This is a genomic window from Leifsonia sp. 1010, from assembly GCF_031455295.1.
Taxonomy (GTDB): Bacteria; Actinomycetota; Actinomycetes; order Actinomycetales; family Microbacteriaceae; genus Leifsonia.
In genome coordinates this window covers 179,627-199,693 of the sequence record NZ_JAVDSL010000002.1, presented here as the reverse complement: position 1 = coordinate 199,693, position 20,067 = coordinate 179,627, and the positions used below count along the sequence as shown (strand labels likewise).

General features: G+C 70.9%; 19 protein-coding genes. 15 read left to right on the top strand and 4 right to left on the bottom strand.

Features of this window, described 5'->3' with window-relative positions; all coding sequences use genetic code 11:
* The first annotated feature begins 89 nt into the window (after positions 1-89).
* Genes J2Y42_RS11685 through J2Y42_RS11675 form a run of 3 tightly spaced genes read left to right on the top strand, consistent with a single transcriptional unit; the run spans position 90 to position 2,856 of the window.
* A complete protein-coding gene (locus J2Y42_RS11685; protein WP_309858643.1) occupies positions 90-1,763 on the top strand; it encodes an HAD family acid phosphatase in 1,674 nt (557 codons plus the stop codon).
* Between the two features lie 54 nt (positions 1,764-1,817).
* The gene (locus J2Y42_RS11680) at positions 1,818-2,015 is read left to right on the top strand and encodes a hypothetical protein (RefSeq protein ID WP_309858640.1); all 198 of its coding nucleotides are present in this window, start codon (positions 1,818-1,820) and stop codon (positions 2,013-2,015) included.
* Positions 2,016-2,052: 37 nt separating this feature from the next.
* Positions 2,053-2,856 carry an alpha/beta hydrolase gene (locus J2Y42_RS11675; RefSeq protein ID WP_309858637.1) on the top strand — a complete coding sequence of 268 codons (804 nt, stop codon included), beginning with the start codon at positions 2,053-2,055 and terminating at the stop codon, positions 2,854-2,856.
* A 177-nt stretch (positions 2,857-3,033) separates the two neighbouring features.
* Here the strand turns inward: J2Y42_RS11675 and J2Y42_RS11670 are convergent, their stop codons facing one another.
* Positions 3,034-4,434 carry an MFS transporter gene (locus tag J2Y42_RS11670; protein WP_309858634.1) on the bottom strand — a complete coding sequence of 467 codons (1,401 nt, stop codon included), beginning with the start codon at positions 4,432-4,434 and terminating at the stop codon, positions 3,034-3,036.
* Positions 4,435-4,559: 125 nt separating this feature from the next.
* Positions 4,560-5,438, bottom strand: a complete 879-nt coding sequence (locus J2Y42_RS11665) for an oxidoreductase (RefSeq protein ID WP_309858631.1) — start codon at positions 5,436-5,438, stop codon at positions 4,560-4,562.
* Between the two features lie 102 nt (positions 5,439-5,540).
* Here J2Y42_RS11665 and J2Y42_RS11660 point away from each other — a divergent pair, with 102 nt between their 5' ends.
* The 3 genes from J2Y42_RS11660 (at position 5,541) to J2Y42_RS11650 (ending at position 9,922) form a co-directional block, all read left to right on the top strand.
* On the top strand, positions 5,541-6,425 hold the full coding sequence (locus tag J2Y42_RS11660; protein ID WP_309858628.1) for a helix-turn-helix transcriptional regulator: 885 nt from the start codon (positions 5,541-5,543) through the stop codon (positions 6,423-6,425).
* Between the two features lie 96 nt (positions 6,426-6,521).
* Positions 6,522-9,113 carry a DUF4062 domain-containing protein gene (locus J2Y42_RS11655; RefSeq protein ID WP_309858625.1) on the top strand — a complete coding sequence of 864 codons (2,592 nt, stop codon included), beginning with the start codon at positions 6,522-6,524 and terminating at the stop codon, positions 9,111-9,113.
* Entirely contained in the window at positions 9,110-9,922 is an 813-nt protein-coding gene (locus J2Y42_RS11650; protein WP_309858622.1) for a hypothetical protein, read from the top strand. The genes J2Y42_RS11655 and J2Y42_RS11650 overlap by 4 nt, the downstream gene beginning before the upstream one ends.
* Before the next feature lie 60 nt (positions 9,923-9,982).
* Here J2Y42_RS11650 and J2Y42_RS11645 read toward each other — a convergent pair whose 3' ends face one another.
* Positions 9,983-10,819, bottom strand: coding sequence for an alpha/beta hydrolase (locus tag J2Y42_RS11645; RefSeq protein WP_309858619.1), 837 nt, complete (start codon positions 10,817-10,819; stop codon positions 9,983-9,985).
* A 100-nt stretch (positions 10,820-10,919) separates the two neighbouring features.
* On the opposite strand from J2Y42_RS11645, the gene J2Y42_RS11640 reads away from it, so the two are divergent.
* The 8 genes from J2Y42_RS11640 to J2Y42_RS11605 all read left to right on the top strand — a co-directional run bounded on the left by J2Y42_RS11640 (position 10,920) and on the right by J2Y42_RS11605 (position 19,120).
* Entirely contained in the window at positions 10,920-11,489 is a 570-nt protein-coding gene (locus J2Y42_RS11640) for a TetR/AcrR family transcriptional regulator (RefSeq protein ID WP_309858616.1), read from the top strand.
* 142 nt (positions 11,490-11,631) lie between these two features.
* Positions 11,632-12,417: a 2-oxo-hept-4-ene-1,7-dioate hydratase gene (gene hpaH / locus J2Y42_RS11635; protein ID WP_309858613.1), complete on the top strand. Its 786-nt coding sequence runs from the start codon at positions 11,632-11,634 to the stop codon at positions 12,415-12,417.
* Positions 12,402-13,214 (top strand): HpcH/HpaI aldolase/citrate lyase family protein, encoded by an 813-nt coding sequence (locus J2Y42_RS11630; protein ID WP_309858611.1) that lies wholly within the window; start codon positions 12,402-12,404, stop codon positions 13,212-13,214. The genes hpaH and J2Y42_RS11630 overlap by 16 nt, the downstream gene beginning before the upstream one ends.
* 77 nt (positions 13,215-13,291) lie before the next feature.
* On the top strand, positions 13,292-14,725 hold the full coding sequence (locus J2Y42_RS11625) for a fumarylacetoacetate hydrolase family protein (RefSeq protein WP_309858608.1): 1,434 nt from the start codon (positions 13,292-13,294) through the stop codon (positions 14,723-14,725).
* Positions 14,707-15,402: a GntR family transcriptional regulator gene (locus tag J2Y42_RS11620; RefSeq protein WP_309858605.1), complete on the top strand. Its 696-nt coding sequence runs from the start codon at positions 14,707-14,709 to the stop codon at positions 15,400-15,402. Before J2Y42_RS11625 ends, J2Y42_RS11620 begins: the two co-directional genes overlap by 19 nt.
* A 26-nt stretch (positions 15,403-15,428) precedes the next feature.
* A complete protein-coding gene (hpaE, locus tag J2Y42_RS11615) occupies positions 15,429-16,976 on the top strand; it encodes a 5-carboxymethyl-2-hydroxymuconate semialdehyde dehydrogenase (protein ID WP_309858602.1) in 1,548 nt (515 codons plus the stop codon).
* 82 nt (positions 16,977-17,058) lie between these two features.
* On the top strand, positions 17,059-18,192 hold the full coding sequence (hpaD, locus tag J2Y42_RS11610; protein ID WP_309858600.1) for a 3,4-dihydroxyphenylacetate 2,3-dioxygenase: 1,134 nt from the start codon (positions 17,059-17,061) through the stop codon (positions 18,190-18,192).
* A 58-nt stretch (positions 18,193-18,250) separates the two neighbouring features.
* A complete protein-coding gene (locus tag J2Y42_RS11605; protein ID WP_309858598.1) occupies positions 18,251-19,120 on the top strand; it encodes a hypothetical protein in 870 nt (289 codons plus the stop codon).
* Positions 19,121-19,132: 12 nt separating this feature from the next.
* Here J2Y42_RS11605 and J2Y42_RS11600 read toward each other — a convergent pair whose 3' ends face one another.
* Entirely contained in the window at positions 19,133-19,621 is a 489-nt protein-coding gene (locus J2Y42_RS11600; protein ID WP_309858595.1) for a GNAT family N-acetyltransferase, read from the bottom strand.
* A 161-nt stretch (positions 19,622-19,782) separates the two neighbouring features.
* Between J2Y42_RS11600 and J2Y42_RS11595 the strand changes: the two genes are divergently transcribed.
* Positions 19,783-20,061 (top strand): hypothetical protein, encoded by a 279-nt coding sequence (locus J2Y42_RS11595; protein ID WP_309858592.1) that lies wholly within the window; start codon positions 19,783-19,785, stop codon positions 20,059-20,061.
* The last annotated feature ends 6 nt before the right edge of the window (positions 20,062-20,067 follow it).

Sequence of the window (20,067 nt, the reverse complement as noted above, 5' to 3'; positions counted from 1 at the left end):
CGTCGACGCTTCGCTAGGCTGCTCCCGGCCCCCGAACGGGGGCAGACATCCAGGCCTCACGACGGCCGCCCGATGGCGAAGGTGCGATCATGTCCGACTCCCTCCACTCCCCCTCCCGGTTCCGCCGCGTGTTCGTCGGCGCCGCGAGCGCTCTCGTGCTCGCGCTCGGCGTCGGCCTGGCGGATGCTCCGGCAGCACTCGCCTGGGATCCGGGGCCCGGCAACGGACACGGCCATGGTGACGCCGCACTCGCGCCGCGCACCTCGTTCACCATGTCGCCCGACGGCTCGAGCGGAGCGACCCAGGGGGGCGAAGGCATCCCGAACATCGACTCCGTCAAGAAGACGATCGCCACGTACTACGGCGACCCCGGCACCGGCATCGCGAACAAGACCGACTCGCCGTACATCCGCGAGCTCGGTGGCATCCTCGGCCGCGAGAAGGCGGAGCTCAAGGCCGAGTACGACCGCGCCGTGCAGCAGGGCCAGAAGCCCGCGATCGTCTTCGACGCGGACGACACCACGCTCTGGACGTACGACATGGAGGTCGCGGACATGCACTTCCAGTTCAACCCGGCCGAGCAGGATGTGTGGGTCCAGGGCCAGCGCTTCCCCGCCACTCCCGGAATGGTCGACTTCGTGAACCAGGCCGCCGCGCTCGGGTACACGGTGTTCGGGCTGACCGGGCGAAACGACAATCAGAAGGCCGCCACCCTCGGCAATCTCGACAAGGTCGGGTACACCGCGTTCACGGCCGACCGGTTCTATACGAAGTGGACCGGCACCGGCGCCTCCCAGCAGCCCTCGTACCTCACGTGCGCGGCGGCCAGCTGCACGACCGTCGAGTACAAGGCGCTGACGCGGAAGCACATCCAGGACCTCGGCTACACGATCACCCTCAACATCGGCGACCAGTGGTCGGACCTCCAGGGCGGCTACGCGGAGGAGGCGCTGAAGCTCCCGAACCCGACCTACTACCTGCCGTCGGCGGACCTGCCCGGCGTCTCCGAGCCGCAGCTCGCCCCGCGCACTCACTTCACCATGGCGCCCGACGGCTCGAGCGGGGCCACGGAGGGCGGCGAGGGCATCCCGAACATCGACTCCGTCAAGAAGACCATCGCCACGTACTACGGCGACCCGGGCACGGGCATCGCGAACAAGACCGACTCGCCCTACATCCGTGAGCTCCGCTCCATCGTGCTCCGCCAGGCGCCGGTGCTGGCCGCGACCTGTTTCGTCGAGAAGAAGCTGCACAAGAACCCGGCGATCGTGCTCGACACGGACGACACCACGCTCTGGACGTACGACATGGAGGTCGCGGACATGCACTTCCAGTTCAACCCGGCCGAGCAGGATGTGTGGGTCCAGCAGCAGCGCTTCCCGGCCACGCCGCACATGACGACCCTGGCGGCCGTCGCCCAGAAGGCCGGGTGCACCCTGATCGGCCTCACCGGCCGCAACGACGACCAGAAGGCGGCGACGCTCGGCAACCTCGCGAAGGTCGGCTACACCGGCTTCACCGCGCAGAACTTCTACACGAAGTGGACGGGCGTCGGCGCCTCGCAGCAGCCGTCGTACATCACCTGCGCGACGGCCAAGTGCACCACCATCGAGTACAAGTCGCAGACGCGGGCGCACATCGAGTCGCCCTCCGGCGGCCGCTACGACATCGTCGCGAACTTCGGCGACCAGTACAGCGACCTGATCGGCGGCTACGCCGACCGGACCGTCAAGCTGCCGAACCCGACGTACTACCTGCCGTAAACCGCCGTCCGCTCGGCCGTGACCGAACCATCCGCGCCCGGATAGGCTCGGAGCATGGTCGAGCGGACGAACGGTTCCCCCTGGTTCTTCATCCTGGGAGTCGCGCTCGTCGTCATCGGGCTCGCGGGTCCGCTGCTGGTGGATGCGCTGACCGGTGAGACGCAGTGGCTCGTGCGCGGCGCCGGCGTGCTCGTGGCGATCGGCGGAGCGGTGCTGATCGGGTTCGGCGTGCGGCGGCGACAGGGGCGCTGAGCCCGTCCGGTTGAGCGCAGGGGATACGCTGCACACCATGAGCACCCTCGCCTCCGCCGACGGCAGCACGATCGCATACGAGATCGACGGCACAGGCCCCGCCGTGATCCTGGTCGACGGCGCGATGTGCTTCCGGGATGCCGGGCCGATGCGCCCGATCGCCGCCGCCCTCCGCGCCCGGCTGACGGTCGTCCTCTACGACCGCCGCGGGCGCGGCGAGAGCAGCGACCGGCTGGGCGATCCGTCCGCACGAGCCGACGCGGTCGCGCGCGAGATCGAGGACATCGCCGCCCTCGTGGATGCTGCGGGCGGCTCGGCGACGCTGTTCGGCATGTCGTCGGGTGGCGCCCTCGCCCTGGCCGCCGCCGCAGCCCTCGGTCCGGACCGCATCCCGCGCGTCGCCGTCTACGAGCCGCCGTACCTGCCCGACCCGATGCTCTCCTCGGCGACCGCCTACACGAGCGAGCTCGCGGAGGCGCTCGCGGCGGACGACCGCGCCGGCGCCGTCGAGCTGTTCCTCCGGCGCGTCGGCGTGCCGGATGCCGGAATCGAGGGGATGCGCCGTTCGCCCGGGTGGGAGAGCACGCTGGCGCTCGCCCCCACCCTCGCGTACGACGATGCCGCGATGGGCGACAGCCGCATCCCGGACGACCTGCTGCAGGCGATCAGCGTGCCGGTGCTCGGCCTCGCGGGCGAGCAGAGCCCCGGCTTCCTGCGCTTCGGTGCGGAGGGCGTGGCCGCGGCCGCTCAGGACGGCGAGTTCGCGATCGTGGCCGGCCAGACGCACGACGTGTCGGGCGAGGCGGTGGCGCACCACCTCATCCACTTCGTCGCGGGCTAACCCCACGACATTCGTGCCGAATGTGCGCTTTCAGCGCGCCATTCCGCACATTCGGCACGAATCTCACCCCTCCCAGGACACCCCGCGTCACGATTTGGCGCAAATCTCGGTTTTGGGGCGCTCAAAACCGAGATTTGGCGCAAATCTTAGGCCCGATGGGCGAGACGAGGGGGCGCGTCAGTTGCGCACGGGCTCCGGCGCCTCGGCGCGGCGGCCGACGCCGCGGATCGGGCTCGCCGCCTGCTCCGCCTCGTGGTCGGGACCGAGCGGGATGCCCGTGCGATCGCGCAGCAGCAGCGTCGCGATGAGACCGAGGAGCGTCATGCCGGCGAGGTACCAGGTGACCGACAGCGTGCTCCCGGTCGCCTGCACCAGCGCGGTCGCGATCGTCGGGGCGAACGCCCCGCCCAGGATGGCCCCGATCGCGTACGAGATGGAGACGCCCGAGAAGCGGATGGATGCCGGGAACAGCTCCGAGTACAGCGCCGCCTGCGGTCCGTACGTGAACCCGAGCCCGATCGTGAGGATGGCGAGACCGACGAACAGCAGGCCGACGTTCGCCGTGTTGACCAGCGGGAAGAGCGCGAACACGCCGACCAGCTGCAGGATCCACCCGATGATGTAGGTGGTGCGGCGGCCGATGCGGTCGCTCAGCCAGCCTGCGAACCAGGTGGCGGCCAGCCAGGTCACGGCGGAGGCCGCGACCGCCCACAGCACGGGGCCGCGCTCGAGCTTCAGCGGCCCCTCGGGGTCGGTCGAGTAGTTCTGGATGTATCCCCCGGTCGTCATGTAACCCACCGCATTGTTGCCGGCGAAGACCAGGGCGGCGACGACCACGAGCAGCGCGTGCTTGCGGAACACCTTCACGATCGGCATCCGGGTGCGCTCGCGGCGCTCCGCGATCTCGGTGAAGACGGGGCTCTCCTCGACGCGGCGCCGCACCCAGTATCCGATCGCGATGAGCACCACGGAGAACAGGAACGGCACCCGCCAACCCCAGGCGAGGAACGCGTCACCGGGGGCGATGACCGTCATCAGGGCCATCGCACCCGAGGCGAGCAGCAGGCCGAGCGGCACGCCGATCTGCGGCGACGCGCCGAACAGGCCGCGCCGGGCGGTCGGCGCATGCTCGACCGCCATCAGGACGGCGCCGCCCCACTCGCCGCCGGCCGAGATGCCCTGCAGCACGCGCAGCAGCACCAGGAAGATGGGCGCCGCGATGCCGATCGCCTCGTACGTCGGCAGCAGGCCGACAAGGGCGGTGGCGAGCCCCATCAGGATCAGGGTGACGACCAGCACCTGGCGACGGCCGTACCGGTCGCCGAAGTGTCCGGCGAGGAACGCGCCCAGCGGACGGAACAGGAAGCTCACCCCGACCGTCAGGAACGACAGCACCGTGGCGAACTGCGGCCCGGCAGGCGCGAAGAACAGCTGGCCGAAGACGAGGCCGGCCGCGGAGGCATAGATGAAGAAGTCGTACCATTCGACCGTCGTTCCGATGACGGTGGCGAAGACGACCCGGCGGCGATCCGTCTGCGAGCGGATGCTGCCCGTTGGCGTGAAGGGGGATGTGCTCATCGTTGTGTACTCCCAGTGCTGCGACATCGTTGTCCCGGAGCGGCGCTCCGATCCGCCAATGATATACGATTTCGCATTCGAAGCAATGGGGCGCTGAAGATGGCGCGAGCACATCCCCCGGGTGGTCAGCCGACCGCGTCCAACTCGGCGATGACGTCCTGCGGCAGCTGCAGCCCAGCACCCGCGATGTTGTCGCGCAGGTGCGCTACCGACGACGTGCCCGGGATCAGCAGGATGTTCGGCGAGCGGTGCAGCAGCCACGCCAGCGCGACGGCGAGCGGCGTCGCGCTGAGCCGCCCGGCGACCGATGCGAGCGTGTCGGACTGCAGCGGCGTGAAGCCGCCGAGCGGGAAGTATGGCACGTACGCGATCCCCTCGCGCGCGGTCTGGTCGACCAGCGCGTCGTCCTCCCGGTTGGCGATGTTGTAGAAGTTCTGCACGGTGACGACCGGCGCGATGGCCTGCGCCTCCGCCAGCTGCTCCGCGCTCACCGTGCTGAGCCCCAGGTGCCGGATGAGCCCCTCCCGCTGCAGGTCGGCGAGGGCGCCGAACTGCTCGGCGAGCGAACCGGGCTCCGGACGGTCGAAGCCGCCGACGCGCAGGTTGACGACGTCCAGCGTCTCGAGCCCGAGCGAGCGCAGGTTCTGGTGCACCTGATCGCGCAGCTGCTGCGGCGAGCGCGCGTGCGGCCAGTTCCCCTCCGTATCCCGCTCCGCCCCGACCTTCGTGACGATGTGGAGGCTGTCGGGATACGGCGCCAGCGCCTCGCGGATGAGCTCATTGGTCACGTGGGGGCCGTAGAACTCGGCCGTGTCGATGTGCGTGATGCCCGCCTCCACGGCCCCGCGGAGCACCGCGATGGCTCCGTCACGGTCGGCCGGCGGGCCGAACACGCCCGGGCCGGCGAGCTGCATGGCGCCGTAGCCGAAGCGGGTGAGGTCGAGGTCGCCGGTGCGGTAGGTGCCGCCGGGGAGGGCGGCGCGAGTGGTGTCGATGTCTGTCATGGCATCCACTCTCCGGCGTCGCGGGCACGCCAGGCAGTACCGCGATGATCCTGGGGATGGGAGGACCTGGATGCTCGCGCCGCGTCCTCTTAGACTCGCGCTGTGGCCACCTCCCGCTCTGAACCGAACTCCCTCGGCGAGTACCTCCGCGCCCGGCGCGAGCTCGTCGACCCGGCCTCCGTCGGCCTCCGGGTCACGGGCGTCCGCCGCACGCCGGGACTCCGCCGTGAGGAGGTCGCGACGCTCGCGGGGATCAGCGCCGACTACTACCTGCGGCTCGAGCAGGGGCGCGACCGTCACCCGTCCGCGCAGGTGCTGACCGCGCTCGCGCGCGTCTTCGACCTCGACGCGGCGGCCACCGAGTACCTCTTGAGCCTGGGCGAGCCGCTGCCCGGGCGCGTCCGCCGCGCGGCCCGTCGCACCGTGCCGAAGGGCATCCTCCAGCTGCTGGAGGTGATCGAGCTTCCCGCGTTCGTGGAGGACCGGATGTTCGACGTGCTGGCGGCGAACCCGCTCGCGACCGCCCTCTCCCCCAGCATCCGCCCCGGAGCGAATCGGCTGCGCTCCCTCTTCCTCGACGAGGACGAGCGGGCGCTGTACCCGGACTGGGAGCAGGCCACCGCCGGACTGATCGCGTCGTTCCGCGCCTCGATCGGCAGCGACGTCGACGACCCGCGCATCGCCCAGCTCGTCGGCGAGCTCTCGCTCGGCAGCGAGCACTTCCGCAAGCTGTGGGCGCGCCACGATGTGCGCGGGCTCGGCGGGGGCGCCGCGCGGCTCGACCACCCCCGGCTCGGGATGCTGGAGCTCAGCAGGCAGAAGCTCCCGATCGGCGACTCGGACGGGCAGCTGCTGGTGATCTATCACGCCGAGGCGGGGTCGGCGTCCGCCGCGGCGCTGCGCGAACTGCGCGCGACGACATCCGCCGCATCGGCGGCGACTCCGGCCGAGGCCTCCCCCGCCCGGTCGTCCCGCCGCGCGCACTGAGCCGGCCGCTCGCACTGAGCCCGCCGCCGCCGCTGAGACGGCCGCCCGCAGACAGACCTCTGGTGCACCACGGGGTGCGTGCAACAGAATGCGTGCATGAACGGCGCCCCGCGGGTGATCCGCACACCGGACCAGCGGCTGCGGGTCTTCGTCAGTTCGACCCTCAAAGAGCTCGCCCCGGAACGTCGGGCCGCACGAGCCGCGATCGAGCGCCTGCATCTGGCGCCGGTCATGTTCGAGCTGGGCGCTCGTCCGCATCCCCCGCGCGAGCTGTACCGCGCCTACCTCGACCAGAGCGACGTGTTCGTCGGGCTGTACTGGGAGCGGTACGGCTGGGTCGCGCCGGACGAGCAGGTCTCCGGGCTCGAGGACGAGTACAACCTGTGCCCGCCGCAGTTGCCGCGGCTCATCTACATCAAGGATCCGGCCCCCGGCCGCGAGCCGCGGCTGACCGAGCTGCTCGACCGCATCCGCGCCGACGACCGCGCCTCCTTCAAGTACATCGAGTCGGCGCAGGAGCTGCAGGTGCTGCTGGAGGCGGATCTGGCCACCCTCCTCGCCGAGCGCTTCGAGCTGAGCAGGCTCGCGACCTCACCGCCGCATCCGGTCGCGTCGACCGCGCCCAGCGCGACCCCCGCGCTGCCCTCGCCGCTGACCCGCCTGATCGGGCGCGCGGCCGACGTCGAGGCGGTCCGCGCGATGCTCGGCGGCGGCGCGCGCCTCGTCACGATCACCGGTCCCGGCGGGATGGGCAAGAGCCGGCTCGCGATCGCCACCGCCTCCGATCCCGGCGACCGCTTCCCCGATGGAGCCGTCTTCGTCGACATCTCGCCCGCGCACGATGCGGCCGGTGTCGTCGGTGCCCTCGCGCAGGCCCTCGGGGTGCGGGACACCGGCGACGCACCCCTCGTGGACAAGGTCACCACCGCACTGCGGGACCGCCGGGTGCTGCTGGTGCTCGACAACTTCGAGCAGGCGCTCCCCGCGGCGCCGGTCGTCACCTCCCTGCTGGCCGCCGCGCCCGGCGTCTCCGCGATCGTCACCAGCCGGTCGCTGCTCCGCGTCGGCGGCGAGCGGCGCTACGAGCTCGACCCTCTGCCGCCGGACGACGCGATGACGCTGTTCGTGGAACGCGCCCACGCCGTCCGTCCGGATTTCGAGGTCACGACGTCGAACCGCGGAGACGTCGACCGGATCTGCTCGGCGCTGGACGGCGTGCCCCTGGCGCTCGAACTGGCCGCCGCGCGCGTGCGGGTGCTGCCGCCGGCCGAACTCGCGCGGCGGCTCGACCACCGGCTGCCGCTGCTCGTCGGAGGTGCTCGCGATCTGCCCGAGCGCCAGAAGACCCTCCGCGCCACCATCGACTGGAGCGCCCAGCTGCTCGACCCGCCGGAGCGCGCTCTCCTGGCCAAGCTCGGCGTGTTCTCGGCGAGCTTCTCGTTGGAGGCGGCGGAGTCCGTCGCTCAGGCCGTGTCGGCCGACGGCCGCACGCCCGATGTCCTCTCCGCGCTGGCCGTGCTGGTCGACAACAGCCTGGTGCGCCAGCATGAGGACACCGCCGCCGCACGATTCTCCGTGCTCGCGGTCGTCCGCGAGTACGGCCTCGAACAGCTGGAACGCGAGGGAACACTCGCTGACGTCCGCGACGCCCACGCAGCGTTCTTCCTCGGGCTCGGGGACCGGGCGGACGCGGGCCTCGAAGGCGCCGCGCAGCACGACTGGGTGGTGCGGCTCGGAGCCGACACCGGCAACCTGCGGGCCGCTGTCCGGCACCTCCTCGACCGGCGCGACTGGGCGCGGGCGGCGCACCTGGCGTGGGCGCTCTACGTGTACTGGTGGGTCGCCGGCCTGCTCGGCGAAGTGCGCGGATGGATGGACGAGGTGCTCGCCGCCGACGACCAGCTTGACGACCGCACCCGTGCCATCGCCCTGTACTTCACCCAGGCGATCACCTTCTGGCAGGACCCGGGTGGGACGGTCGCCGCCAGCCTCACGGAGAGCGCCGGACTCTTCCGCAGTTCCGACGATCCGGACGGCGAGGCGCTCGCGCTCATCTCGTTCGCTCTCGCCGTCCTGGCCTCGCCGCAGCCCGATCCGGCCGCCGCGGACGACGCGATGGACACGAGCCTGCGCCTGTTCCGCGACGCCGGCGACCGCTGGGGCCAGGCGATGGCGCTCGTCATGCTCGGCAGGGTCGCTCTGCTGCGCGAACGAGTGGATGCGGCGCTCGGACACTTCGAGGAGAGCCTGGCCCTCGCCCACGACAACGGCGACGAGCTGGGCGTGACGATCGCCCAGCACCACCGCGGGTGGGCACGGCTGCTGCTCGGCGATGCGGCCGGGGCGACATCCGACTTCTCGGCGTGCCTTGCGCTCTCCAGCAGGCTCGGCCACGTCGAGGGCATCGCCTACGGTCTGGAGGGGATGGTCGCGGTCGCCGCCCTCTCGGGCGACGTCCGCCGGGCCGGCCGCCTGCTCGGGGCGTCTCGCTCGCTGCGGGAACGCACCGGGCTGTACAACGCGCCCGCGTTCTCCTTCCACCAGCTCTTCGTCGACCGGATGCTCGCGGCGGACTCCCCCGCGGAAGCCGGCGCGTCCGTCGCCGACGCCTTCGATGCCGCCGTCGCCGAGGGCCGTTCCCTGCCCGCCGACCGCGCCGTCGCCGAGGCGGAGGGGCACGACTCATGACCGACCGCGTGCACTCTTACACGCGCGTGGTCGGCGCGATCATCATCCCGTTCCTGGTCGCCGCCTTCGTGCTGCTCTACCCGCTGGCCGAAACCACCGACCGGCTGTTCGCTTGGACGATCCGCCCGCCGATCACCGCGATGCTGCTCGGGAGCGCCTATGCGGGCGGCATCGTCTTCTTCGCCCACGTCGTGCGGCCGAACCGGTGGCACGCCGTCCGTCACGGCTTCCCCGCCGTCCTGCTGTTCGCCACGCTGCTCGCGGTCGCGACCTTCCTGCACTGGGACCGCTTCCACTTCGGCCACCTGTCGTTCATCGTCTGGGTGACGCTGTACGTGACGACGCCGTTCCTGGTGCTGGCCGCGATGATCGTGAACCGCGGGGAGGACTCCGGAGCGGTCGAACAGCAGGATGCGGTCCTGCCCGGCTGGGTACGCATCCTGCTCGCCCTCATCGGGATCTGCTCGCTGGCGGTCGGGCTGGTGCTGTTCGTCGCACCGCAGCTGGCGATCGCGGTGTGGGCATGGCCGCTGACGCCGCTGACCGCCCGCGTCTGCGGCGCCATCCTGACCCTTCCCGGCATGGTCAACCTGTGGATGCTGGGCGATGCCCGGTGGAGCGCGTTCCGGCAGATCTTCCAGGCGCAGCTCGTCGCGCTGGCGCTGATGCTGCTCGCCCTCCTGCTGCGCGGAGGGGAGCTACTGTGGTCGCGGCCGTCCGCCGCCCTGCTCGTCTGGGGCCTCGTCGGCTCGTTCGTCGTCTACGCCGCGCTGTACGTGTGGGCCGAGCGCAGACGCCTGCGGACATGACAAAGCGCGGCGCGGACCGCCCGAGGTCCGCGCCGCGCCCACTCCTGGCCCGGGGGCGGGTTACTTCCGGAGGAAGGTCAGGAGCGCCTCGGTGACCTCGGCCGCGTGGGTCCACAGCAGGCCGTGCGGCGCGCCCTCGACCTCCACGTAGTCCGCCTGCGGCAGGAGCTTGTGGAAGGGACGGGCGGTCGCGTCGATCGGGAGGATGTTGTCGGCAGTGCCGTGGAGGATGAGCGCAGGGACGTCGATCTTGGCGATGTCGGCGCGGAAGTCGGTGAACCAGGTGAGCGGCGCGGCTGCCGAAGCCACCGCCCCACTGCCGGCGGCGACGTTCCAGCTGTTGCGCACGGCCTCCTCGCTGATGCGGGTGCCGAGGTTCTCGTCGAGGTTGTAGAAGTCCTTGTAGAACTGCGTGAAGTACGCGTAGCGGTCGGCCTTCACCGCATCCACGATGTCCTCGAAGAACTCGCGCGGGGCGGCGCCGTCGGGGTTGTCGTCGGTCTTGAGCAGGTACGGCTCGAGCGAGGCGAGGAAGGCGACCTTGGCGACGCGCTCCGAGCCGTACAGGCCGAGGTAGCGGCCGACCTCGCCGGTGCCCATCGAGAAGCCGACGAGCACGGCATCCCGCAGGTCGAGGGTGTCGAGCACGACCTTCAGGTCGGCGGCGAAGGTGTCGTAGTCGTAGCCGGTCGCAGCCTGGCTGGAACGGCCGAATCCGCGGCGGTCGTACGTGATCACGCGGTAGCCGGCGTCGAGCAGCGCGGCGGTCTGCTTCTCCCACGAGTGGCCGTCGAGCGGGAACCCGTGGATCAGCACGACCGGCTGGCCGGAGCCGTGGTCTTCGTAGAAGAGCTCGATGGGGGTGCTGTTCTCGGTCCCGACGGTGATGTACGACATCGTGTCGCATCCTTTCTTCGACTGGCGCGAGAACGATCGTTCTCGCCGGTGATCCGACTCTAGCGAGAACTGTCGTTCTCAGTCAAGCTACAATCAGAGAATGGCGGATGAAGAGATGCGGACCCGGATCGTGGACGCTGCCGACGCGCTCTACTACGCGCGCGGTTTCCACGCCGTCGGCATGGACCAGGTGCGGGATGCGGCGGGCGTGTCGCTGCGACGCCTGTACCAGCTGTTCCCCTCGAAGGACGACCTCGTGCTCGCGGTGCTCGCGAAGCGTCACGACCTCTGGACCGACGGCGTCGCCGCCCGGGTCGCGACCGTCGACGGCGCCGAGGCGAAGCTGCTCGCGATCTACGACTACCTGGCGGACTGGTTCGTCGAGGACACCTTCCGCGGCTGCGGCTTCATCAACGCGTTCGGCGAGCTCGGCGCGGCAGACCCGCGCGTCGCGGAGGCCGCCCGGCGGCACAAGGAGTCATTCCAGACGTTCGTCGCCGAGCTCGCCGCGGGGGCCGGGGCGTCGCCGTCGCTCGCGCCGCAACTCGCGATCCTCGCCGAGGGCGCACAGACCACGGCCGCAATCGCCGGAACGCCCGACGCCGCCGCCGACGCGCGCGCCGCAGCCCAGGTCCTCATCCGCGCGGCACTCCCCACCCCCGCCGCCTGAGCTTCCGCTTCTCCGCCGAGGTGCGAGTAGAGGTCGAAATTCGGCACGAATTCCCGCATCTACTCGCCCCTCGTCGGGTAGGAAGATATACGATCCACTCGGGGGCCATCGCGCCCTTCCTCCGACGTCGAAGGGACTCCGAGTGCTCGATCGCCCGACCATCCAGGCCATCGCCGACGAACTCGCGACCGCCGAACGCGACCGCACGACGGTCCCGCTGCTCACCGCCCGCCATCCAGACATGACCGTCGAGGATTCGTATGCGGTCCAGCGTCTGTGGGTCGAACGCGGACTCGCCGAGGGACGCAGGCTCGTCGGCCGCAAGATCGGCCTCACGTCGAAGGTCATGCAGCAGGCGACCGGCATCACCGAGCCCGACTACGGCGCGATCTTCGCCGACATGGTCCACGAGACCGGTTCCGTCATCCCGCTCGACCAGTTCTCGAACGTGCGCATCGAGGTCGAGCTCGCGTTCGTCCTCGCCGAGCCGCTCGAAGGCCCCGACGTCACCCTGTTCGACGTGCTCAGCGCCACCCGCTACGTCGTCCCCGCCCTCGAGATCCTGTCGTCGCGGATCGAGATGCAGGGCCGCACGATCGTCGACACCATCTCTGACAACGCGGCGATGGGCGGCATGGTCGTCGGAGGCCGGCCGGTGGCGGTGGATGCGGTGGACCTGCGCTGGGTCTCCGCCCTGCTGTACCGCAACGAGACCATCGAGGAGTCCGGCGTCGCCGCCGCCGTGCTCGACCATCCCGCCACCGGCGTCGCCTGGCTCGCCAACAAGCTCGCGCAGCACGGCAGCCGCCTCGAAGCCGGCGACATCGTCCTCGCCGGCTCGTTCACCCGCCCGATGTGGGTTGAGCGCGGCGACACCGTCCACGCCGACTACGGAACCCTGGGAGCCGTCACATGCCGATTCGTCTAGAGCCCGCGCCGACATTCGCCGACCGCCTGCGATCCGCGGACCGCACGCTGTTCGGGATGTGGTCCTGCGCGGGCAGCCCGCTGGTCGCCGAGATCTGCGCCGGCAGCGGGCTCGACATCGTGCTGATCGACGGGGAGCACTCCCCCGTGAACCTCGAGTCGATCCTCGCCCAGCTGCAAGCGGTCGCGCCGTACCCGGCTGTCCCGGTGGTGCGGGCGCCGATCGGTGATCCGGTCGTGATCAAGCAGCTCCTCGACCTGGGCGCCCAGAACATCCTCGTTCCGATGGTCGACAGTGTCGCCCACGCCGAGGCCATGGTGCGCGCGGTGCGCTACCCGCCGCACGGCGTCCGCGGCGTCGGCAGCGCACTCGCACGATCGTCGCGCTGGAGCCGCATCCCCGACTACCTCGCCCGCGCGAACGACCTCGTCTCGCTGACCGTGCAGATCGAAACGACCGAGGGGCTCGAGCAGGCAGCGGCGATCGCGGCCATCGACGGCGTGGATGCGCTCCTCGTCGGCCCCGCCGACCTCGCGGCCTCGATGGGCCTGCTCGGACAGCAGAACCATCCGGACGTCGTCGCGGCCGTCGAGTCGGTGATCGCCGCCGGCCGCGCGGCGGGCACACCCGTCGGCGTGAACGCCTTCGACCCGGCGACGGCAGACCGCTACGCGGCAGCTGGCGCCGCCTATCTGCTCGTCGGCGCCGACGTCACCCTGCTCGCCCGGGCGTCGGAGGCGCTCGCCGACCGTTTCAACGGCGCGACGCCCGACTCTCCCACCCCGGCTGCGTACTAGCTTGAACAGGTTCGACAGATTGTATATGATCTCGAATACGGTCCCAGACCGTCCCCGACGATGAGGAGGCACCACCCGTGACGGACATCCCCCGCCCCGGCAAGATCATCGCGGTGCACCTGAACTACCGCTCGCGCGCCGCACAGCGCGGACGCACCCCCGCGCAGCCCTCCTACTTCTTCAAGCCCTCCTCCTCTGTCGCCGAATCGGGCGGCGAGCTGGAGCGCCCCGCCGGCACCGAACTCCTCGCCTTCGAGGGCGAGATCGCGCTGATCATCGGCCGCCCGACCCGCCGGGTCTCCCCCGAGGACGGCTGGGCGGCCGTCTCCGGCGTCACCGCCGCGAACGACTTCGGCCTCTACGACCTCCGCGCCGCCGACAAGGGCTCCAACGTCCGCTCGAAGGGCGGCGACGGCTTCACACCCCTCGGGCCCGCGGTCCTCCCGGCCGCCGGCCTCGACCCGGACGCCCTCCGCGTCCGCACCTGGCTCAACGGCGACCTGGTGCAGGAGGGCACGACCGACGACCTGCTCTTCCCGTTCGGCCGCCTCGTCGCCGACCTCTCCCAGCTGATGACCCTGGAGCCCGGCGACGTCATCCTGACCGGCACCCCGGCGGGCTCGTCGGTGACCGTTCCCGGCGACACGGTCGAGGTCGAAGTGGATGCGCCCACAGCGCCGAGCGCACCGACCACCGGCCGCCTGATCACCCGCATCACCGAGGGCCGCATTCCGTTCGGCGACTTCGGGACGAAGCCCAGCGTCGACGACACGCAGCGCGCGGAAGCCTGGGGCACTCCGCCGACCCCGGCCTGGCGGCTGACCGACGAGCTGAGGGAGAAGCTCGCGAGCGTCGCCACCGCCACCCTCAGCTCGCAGCTCCGCAAGCGCGGTCTCGACAACGTCTCCATCGACGGCCTGACCTCGACGCGGCCCGGTACCCGGGTCGTGGGCACGGCGCGGACGCTCCGCTACATCCCGAACCGGGAGGACCTCTTCTCCACGCACGGCGGCGGGTACAACGCGCAGAAGCGCGCGTTCGACTCTGTCGGACCGGGCGAGGTGCTGGTGATCGAGGCCCGCGGCGAGCGCGGAAGCGGAACCGTCGGCGACGTCCTCGCGCTGCGGGCGCAGGTCAACGGCGCGGCCGGGATCGTCACGGACGGCGGCGTGCGCGACCTCGCGGTCGTCGCCTCCCTCGACATCCCGACCTACCACAACGGCCCGCATCCGGCTGTGCTCGGCCGCAAGCACGTGCCGTGGGACACCGACGTGACCATCGCCTGCGGCGGGGCCTCGGTGCAGCCGGGCGACGTGATCGTGGGCGACGCGGACGGGCTGCTGGTCATCCCGCCCGCCCTGGTCGAGGAGGTCGTGGATGACGCGATCGAGCAGGAGCGCGAAGAGGAGTTCATCGCCGAGCAGGTGGCGGCCGCCCATCCGGTCGACGGGCTGTTCCCGATGAACGCCGAGTGGAGAGAGAGGTACCGCGCATGGCGGACGCAGCACTGAAGGCAGCGGCCCCGAGCAAGTCGCAGCTCGCGTACGAGTTCATCCGGGCCCGCATCGACGACGGCCGGTACGTCTCCGGCTTCCGGCTCGTGCTCGGGCAGATCGCCGGGGAGCTGGACATCAGCGTCGTGCCCGTGCGGGAGGCCATCCGCCGGCTGGAGGCGGAGGGGCTGGTGACGTTCGAGAAGAACGTCGGCGCCCAGGTCGCCCTGCTGCACGAGGCCGAGTACACGTACACGATGGAGACGCTCGCCCTCGTCGAGGGCGCCGCGACCCAGCTGTCCGCTCCCCTGCTCACCGCCGACCACCTGGAGCGGGCCAGGGCGATCAACCGCGAGATGATCGCGTGCCTCGACGACTTCATCCCGCACCGGTTCACCGAGCTCAACCAGCAGTTCCACGCCGTGCTCTTCGAGGAGTGCCCGAACCCGCACATCCTCGACCTTGTGCACCGCGGCTGGAACCGCCTGACCGTTCTCCGCGACTCGACGTTCAGCTTCGTGCCCGGCCGTGCCCGCGAGTCCGTCGACGAGCACGAGCGCATCGTCGAGCTGATCGAATCCGGCGCCGAGCCGCTCGAGATCGAACTCGCCGCCCGGCGCCACCGGCTCGCCACCCTGGACGCCCTCCACCGCCGCCAGGAGCAGGGGGCCGCGAGCGAACAGCAGCAGCCGTGACCGTTACGACCGACAGGAGGCCGCGCATGGCGCAGCACCACATCCCCGAGAACCTCCCGGACACCATCCGGCACTTCATCGACGGCCGCTTCGTCGACAGCGTGTCGGGCGCGACGTTCGACGTGCTCGACCCGGTGTCGAACGAGACGTACGCGCAGGCTGCGGCCGGTCAGAAGGAGGACATCGACCTGGCCGTGGCCGCCGCCCGCCGCGCCTTCCGCGAGGGTCCGTGGCCGCGGATGAAGCCGCGCGAGCGGGCGCGGGTGCTGAACCGCATCGCCGACGCGGTCGCAGAGCAGGATGCGCGCCTCGCCGAGCTCGAGACCTTCGACACTGGCCTCCCCATCACCCAGGCACTCGGTCAGGCGCAGCGTGCCGCGGAGAACTTCCGCTTCTTCGCCGACCTGATCGTCGCGCAGGCCGACGACGCCTACAAGGTGCCGGGCAGCCAGCTCAACTACGTGAACCGCAAGCCGATCGGCGTCGCCGGGCTCATCACCCCGTGGAACACCCCGTTCATGCTGGAGAGCTGGAAGCTCGCTCCGGCGCTCGCGACCGGCAACACGGTCGTGCTGAAGCCGGCTGAGTTCACGCCGCTGTCCGCGAGCCTGTGGGCGGAGATCTTCCGTGAGGCCGGCGTGCCGGACGGGGTGTTCAACCTGGTGAACGGGCTCGGCGAGGAGGCGGGTGACGCGCTGGTGAAGCATCCCGACGTCCCGCTCATCTCGTTCACCGGCGAGAGCCGCACCGGGCAGTTGATCTTCGCCAACGCCGCGCCGTTCCTGAAGGGCCTGTCGATGGAGCTGGGCGGCAAGTCGCCCGCCGTCGTGTTCGCCGACGCGGACCTGGATGCGGCGATCGACTCGACGCTGTTCGGTGTGTTCTCGCTCAATGGCGAGCGCTGCACGGCCGGCTCCCGCATCCTGGTCGAGCGTCCGATCTACGACGAGTTCCTGGAGCGCTACGCCGAACGGGCGAAGAACATCGTCGTCGGCGACCCGCACGACCCGAAGACCGAGGTCGGCGCGCTCGTGCACCCGGAGCACTTCGAGAAGGTCATGTCGTACGTCGAGCTCGGCAAGCAGGAGGGACGTCTCCTCGCGGGCGGCGGACGCCCGGAGGGTCTCGAGCACGGCAACTACGTCGCGCCGACCGTCTTCGCCGACGTCGCGCCCGACGCGCGGATCTTCCAGGAGGAGATCTTCGGCCCGGTCGTCGCGATCACCCCGTTCGACTCGGACGAGGAGGCGCTGGAGCTCGCCAATGGCGTGAAGTACGGTCTCGCGGCCTACATCTGGACCACCGACCTGGAGCGCGCGCACACCTTCGCGCAGAACGTCGAGGCCGGGATGGTGTGGCTCAACTCGCACAACGTCCGCGACCTGCGCACGCCGTTCGGCGGCGTGAAGGCCTCCGGGCTGGGGCACGAGGGCGGATACCGCTCGATCGACTTCTACACCGACCAGCAGGCCGTGCACATCACGCTGGGCCCCGTCCACACCGCCCGGTTCGGTGCGAGTGCGCATCAGCCGGAGGAGGCGACGGAAGCCGCCGAGGACGCCGGCGACGCCTGACCGCGCATCCATCACTCAAGCCCACGCAGACTCAACCCGCACAGACTCAACGCCACAGACTCAACGCAGAGGACGCACCACCATGACCATCACCCCCGACTCGCCGGAGCCCACCGTGACCGGCACCGACCCCATCCCGGCGCCAACCGACCGCATCCCGACGCCGAAGGCCACGCCGCCGGACGTCGTGCGGTGCGCCTACATGGAGCTCGTCGTCACCGACCTCGCCGCCAGCCGTGAGTTCTACGTCGACGTGCTCGACCTCGTCGTGACCGAGGAGGACGAGAACGCCGTGTACCTGCGGTCGTTCGAGGAGTTCATCCACCACAACCTCGTGCTGCGGAAGGGTCCGGTCGCCGCCGTCGCCGCGTTCGCGTACCGCGTGCGGACGCCGGAGGACCTGGACCGCGCCGTCGCGTTCTACACCGAGCTGGGCTGCCGGGTGGAGCGTCGCGCCGAGGGCTTCACGAAGGGCGTCGGCGACTCCGTCCGCGTCGAGGACCCGCTCGGCTTCCCGTACGAGTTCTTCTACGAGGTGGAGCACGTGGAGCGCCTCGCCTGGCGCTACGACCTGTACACGCCCGGGGCGCTCGTCCGGATCGACCACTTCAACCAGGTCACGCCGGACGTGCCGCGCGCCGTGAAGTACATGGAGGACCTCGGCTTCCGCGTCACCGAGGACATCCAGGACGAGCACGGCACGACCTACGCCGCGTGGATGCGTCGCAAGCCGACCGTGCACGACACCGCGATGACCGGCGGCGACGGCCCGCGCATGCACCACGTCGCGTTCGCCACCCACGAGAAGCACAACATCATCGCGATCTGCGACAAGCTGGGCGCCCTGCGCCGCAGCGACTGCATCGAGCGCGGACCGGGCCGTCACGGCGTCTCGAACGCGTTCTACCTGTACGTGCGCGACCCCGACGGCCACCGCGTCGAGATCTACACGCAGGACTACTACACCGGCGACCCGGACAACCCGGTCGTGACGTGGGATGTGCACGACAACCAGCGCCGGGACTGGTGGGGCAACCCCGTCGTGCCGTCCTGGTACACGGAGGCGTCCACCGTCCTCGACCTCGACGGCAACCCGCAGCCGCTGACGACCCGCACCGACGACTCCGAGATGGAGGTCACCATCGGCGCGGACGGCTTCTCGTACACCCGGAAGGGCGAGGAGGCGCAGGGCTTCAAGCTCGGGGCGCAGGTGTAGTCCGGTGCACGAGCGGGCTGCTTCTGCGTGGGCCGGCCGCGTGCGCTAGGGTCGAGCCATGATTCATCGGGGGGTGGGTCGCGGCGGGGTAGGTCGCGGCGGTGTGGGTCGCGGCGCCGCGGCTCTGTTCATCGCGGCCGTCGCTGTGGCCGTCTCGGGATGCTCGTTGCTCGCGCCTGCCGCGTCCCGCCCGACGCCGACGCCGACCGAGACCTCTGATCCCGTCCCCATCGCGCAGCAGCTCCCTGACCTCCGCGTGGCCGGGCAGACCATCGCGACAGGTCAGCTGCAGGCCGTCGAGCACGACCCCGGCGACGGGATGCCTGCAGCGCCACCGCTGACCGGCGCGGTGCGAGTGGTCGTCAACTCGTGGCTCCGGGTCGAGGTGCACGTGCGGCCCGACGCCCCGCTGCCGGAGGGGAGCGCCGACGCATCCCGCCTGCAGGGCTACTCCCTCCTCGTGACGAACGCCCGCCACGATGGCAAGCCGGGTCCGGTGCAGCCCATGGTGTTCGGCCTGGACTCGGACCTCGTCAGCGTCACGCCCGACGGCGAGCTCGTGCTGCCCATCCCTCCGGGCTTCACGTCCGAAGGCGATCCGTCGTACCTGCACTCCATCGAGGAGACGGTCGGCGGCTCCGGCGTCATCGCGGCCGCGCCGTTGACGTGGACCCTGCCCTCCCCCTTTCCGAAGCTCCAGGCCGTCGACCACGGCCCCGTGTCCTTCGCCCGGGGGAAGGCGATCGTGGAGGACGGCGTGCTGACCGGCTACGTCCCCAACCCGTACGACACCCTCTTCGCCGTCTCGCGTCGCTTCGGTCTCACCGAGGTCGAGCTCGTCTGGCTGAACCCAGCCCTCCTGTTCGGTTCCCCGGAGCCGCAACTGAAGTACGACGTCGAGATCACCCTCGATCCGGCGAGACGCTGACGCGCGACGCGTTCAGGCCGGTGTCGTCGGCGCATCCGGGTGCACGACGTAGACGTGGAGCAGTCGCCCCTCCGAGCTGAAGCCGTGCCGCTCGTACACGGGCACCGCCCGCGGGCTGGAGTGCACGGTCACACGCTCCAGCCTGCGCTGGCGAGCCCTTTCAACGACCGCGTCGATCAGCCGACCGCCGATCCCGCGGTCACGGTGCTCGGGGGCGACGTACGCGCACTGCAGGTCGCCGGACGCGCGGTCGAGGGCCCGCGCACTCGGGACCCGCGGGATGACGGCCAGCCACGTCATCCCGATCACCTCGCCGTCCGCGACCGCGACGAAGCACTCGTGGGTGTCCTGGTGATCGCCGGCCCACTCGGCGAACTGCTCGGCGAACACGTCGCGCGGATCGAGGGCCTCTCCCCCGAACTCGAACACCGAATCCCAGCGCAATCCGCCTACGGCCGCCCACTCCGTCGGCCGCGCCGACCGCACCTCGACATCGCCCATCCCGCCACCCTACGACGGTCGGCAGGCGGGCGGGCGCAGGCGTAGTGTCGCCGCATGAATCCGCGTCGGCCGCGCAGTCAGTTCGTCGCGCTCGTGGTCATCGGCCTGGTGGTCGCCGTCGGACTGCGACGGCGACCCTCCGACCAGGATCGGAAGCGCTGATGGTCTTCCTCCATCGGGCTGTCGAGCTGTGGTTCCGGATCGTCTCGCCGCTCGGCGGTCTGCTGTTCGGCGTCGTCTTCGTCCTGTGGGGGCTGGGGATGCTCCCGGGTCGGAATGAGCGTGCAGTCGCGCAACCCGAGTTCGTCACCCTCGGTGCCGTCCTCCTGGCGCTGGCGCTCACCGGCCTCATCCTGGCCAACACGAAACGCGCTCGGCGCGCCTGGCGGACGAGCCTCGGCGTCGTGCCGGAAGACGACGCGGAGGAGCGCGTGCCGTAGCGTTCT

Excerpts from the sequence above, each read along its gene's own strand:
- J2Y42_RS11685 (WP_309858643.1), top strand. The coding sequence starts at position 90 with ATGTCCGACTCCCTCCACTCCCCCTCCCGGTTCCGCCGCGTGTTCGTC.
- J2Y42_RS11680 (WP_309858640.1), top strand. The coding sequence starts at position 1,818 with ATGGTCGAGCGGACGAACGGTTCCCCCTGGTTCTTCATCCTGGGAGTC.
- J2Y42_RS11675 (WP_309858637.1), top strand. The coding sequence starts at position 2,053 with ATGAGCACCCTCGCCTCCGCCGACGGCAGCACGATCGCATACGAGATC.
- J2Y42_RS11670 (WP_309858634.1), bottom strand. The coding sequence starts at position 4,434 with ATGAGCACATCCCCCTTCACGCCAACGGGCAGCATCCGCTCGCAGACG.
- J2Y42_RS11665 (WP_309858631.1), bottom strand. The coding sequence starts at position 5,438 with ATGACAGACATCGACACCACTCGCGCCGCCCTCCCCGGCGGCACCTAC.
- J2Y42_RS11655 (WP_309858625.1), top strand. The coding sequence starts at position 6,522 with ATGAACGGCGCCCCGCGGGTGATCCGCACACCGGACCAGCGGCTGCGG.
- J2Y42_RS11650 (WP_309858622.1), top strand. The coding sequence starts at position 9,110 with ATGACCGACCGCGTGCACTCTTACACGCGCGTGGTCGGCGCGATCATC.
- J2Y42_RS11645 (WP_309858619.1), bottom strand. The coding sequence starts at position 10,819 with ATGTCGTACATCACCGTCGGGACCGAGAACAGCACCCCCATCGAGCTC.
- J2Y42_RS11640 (WP_309858616.1), top strand. The coding sequence starts at position 10,920 with ATGGCGGATGAAGAGATGCGGACCCGGATCGTGGACGCTGCCGACGCG.
- J2Y42_RS11630 (WP_309858611.1), top strand. The coding sequence starts at position 12,402 with ATGCCGATTCGTCTAGAGCCCGCGCCGACATTCGCCGACCGCCTGCGA.
- J2Y42_RS11620 (WP_309858605.1), top strand. The coding sequence starts at position 14,707 with ATGGCGGACGCAGCACTGAAGGCAGCGGCCCCGAGCAAGTCGCAGCTC.
- hpaE (WP_309858602.1), top strand. The coding sequence starts at position 15,429 with ATGGCGCAGCACCACATCCCCGAGAACCTCCCGGACACCATCCGGCAC.
- hpaD (WP_309858600.1), top strand. The coding sequence starts at position 17,059 with ATGACCATCACCCCCGACTCGCCGGAGCCCACCGTGACCGGCACCGAC.
- J2Y42_RS11605 (WP_309858598.1), top strand. The coding sequence starts at position 18,251 with ATGATTCATCGGGGGGTGGGTCGCGGCGGGGTAGGTCGCGGCGGTGTG.
- J2Y42_RS11600 (WP_309858595.1), bottom strand. The coding sequence starts at position 19,621 with ATGGGCGATGTCGAGGTGCGGTCGGCGCGGCCGACGGAGTGGGCGGCC.
- J2Y42_RS11595 (WP_309858592.1), top strand. The coding sequence starts at position 19,783 with ATGGTCTTCCTCCATCGGGCTGTCGAGCTGTGGTTCCGGATCGTCTCG.